Consider the following 1,988-nt stretch of genomic DNA (forward strand, 5'->3'; position numbering starts at 1 on the left):
AGCCAGTGCTATTCAGCCCCAGGTATTCGCGTCCCGGCTTGAGCAGGACATTGACGCTCGCGAACAAGCCACGGCGGATGAACTGTCGTGTCGTGGTGTCGGGCCGCGCCTCGAATCAGCCCCGGATATTGGCCGGTAGTGACGCTTGGAAAGGCACGGTGCGCATGTGACGGTGGATGCGATCGTCCCGACCAAGGAGGGAAACATGAATCTGTCCGCACGCAGGTCAATCGGTGTCGCTGTCGCTGCGATGGCCGCTCTGGCAGCCACGGCCGTGCCCGCTGCCGCTGCTGCCCCGTCCGGCGTTGTCTCGCCGAATATCCACCGTGTGAGCTGCAACGACAACGGTTATTTACAGGTCCGCAACAACGGCGGCCAGTCCGTTCTCTGCTTCGCCGATGCCGGATTTACGGGTGTCGCGATCTACGGAGTCAACTGGATCGAGTCGGGCAACAACAGAGCGAACATCCAGTTCCAACGCAATCTGAACGACCCGAAGCTCGAAAGCCACACCATGGGGAAATGGCAATCGTGGAACCCTGGCGGCAGTATCCATAAGGTGACTCGGATCGAGATTTTCTGAGATCCGGGGAGGAGCGGGTGCCTTTCGGGGCGCCCACTCCTCCCGTGAGGACTGTGAGGACTGTGAGGACCGCGAGGAGGAAGGGAACGGGGAATGGGGCTATTCGGCCGCGTGGCTTTCCTCCGCCGTCACGGTCAGGTCCGCACAAGGGCCCGCACGCCCCTTCTGCCAAGCGAGCCCGCCGACCTGCTGAGTTTGAACTCGGGGTGTTGTAGCTGTTGGTAGGGGCAGGTTGCCGCGGTGCGCCGTCTGTGTGAGGTGCATGAGGTACGCGCAGGGGGGCGGTCAGTCGGGCGAGTGCGGGTTTCGTCTCGGACCCTCCGGGTCCAGAGCGCCGGCAGCGGGAGGGAGGGGGTGGGGCGGCTGTCGGTTTGCTGTCTGCGGCCCGGCGTGCGGCTGGGGTTCAGGCTGGCTCCGCTGCGCTGCGCCGCTGGCTGCTGCCGCGATGAGGCAAATGTCCGGCGGCTCGGGTGCGGGTGCGTCTCGGGCCTGCGGCCCACGGCAGCCGAAGTGACAAGGCGCGCTGCGCTGCGCCCCGGGGCGGCTGGCCGTTCAGGGTGCGGTTTCCGCCCGTACAAGACGGGCCCTTGGCTGGGGGAACTCCACTCCGACGGCCGCCGCGCCTGGTATGTCCGACACGTCAGGTTCCCCCTTCAACTGGGTGCAGTTGCGGCCCACTTCTGCGTCCCATAAGGCGCTTTTGTCGGGCGGTAATCGCACCCTACCTGCCGGTAGCCAGTTGTGGAGCGCAGCGGAGCCTTCAGCAGCCACCACTACCGTCCCACCCGTCACTGCATGCGCTGTGGACCCGCAGGGTCCGAGACGAGCCCGCACCCGACCAACCGGCAACTACCACTTCGCGGCAGCAGCCAGCGGCGCAGCGCAGCGGAGCCAGCCTGAACCCCGGCCACGAACGCCGCCGCAGGCAGCGCACCGAGATCGGCCCGCCCCCCCCTCCCTCCCGCTGCTGGCGCCTTGGACCCGGAGGGTCCGAGACGAATGCCGCACCCGGCCGAGCCGAATACCGCCCCACCCACCAGCCGCTCGCGACACAAGCCCACACCACCCCGGCGGCAGACAGCGAACCCGCCCCAACCCCAGCCCCGTCGCCGCTCGCGCTATGGACCCGCAGGGGCAACCCTCCTGACACCACACAATGATGAGCAGTAGCGGCGGACCTCGGCCGCACGTTCCGAGGGACTTCGTGCGGCCGGGGCCGTGGAGGGCGGCGAGAGACGCCCCACCCAGGGCATCGTCGCCCTGGTAGGCGTCCGGGGCGGGCGGCTATGCGCGGCCGGTGACGCGCACCGTGACGGCTCCGCCCTGTACGTCCTTGCGGCAGTCCGGCCACCGCGCACACGCGGACACCGTGGGCGCCCTGAACGTTCTACGGGCCGGGCTGGTC

The 1,988-nt window shown here is 68.2% G+C and carries 1 protein-coding gene; it reads left to right on the forward strand.

Annotation, left to right across the window (positions count from 1 at the left end):
* The first annotated feature begins 205 nt into the window (after positions 1-205).
* A complete protein-coding gene (locus ACFU99_RS42000; protein ID WP_384403618.1) occupies positions 206-583 on the forward strand; it encodes a beta/gamma crystallin domain-containing protein in 378 nt (125 codons plus the stop codon).
* Positions 584-1,988 lie beyond the last annotated feature (1,405 nt).

This window comes from Streptomyces sp. NPDC057654 (genome assembly GCF_042800135.1).
Lineage (GTDB): Bacteria > Actinomycetota > Actinomycetes > Streptomycetales > Streptomycetaceae > Streptomyces.

Excerpts from the sequence above, each read along its gene's own strand:
- ACFU99_RS42000 (WP_384403618.1), top strand. The coding sequence starts at position 206 with ATGAATCTGTCCGCACGCAGGTCAATCGGTGTCGCTGTCGCTGCGATG.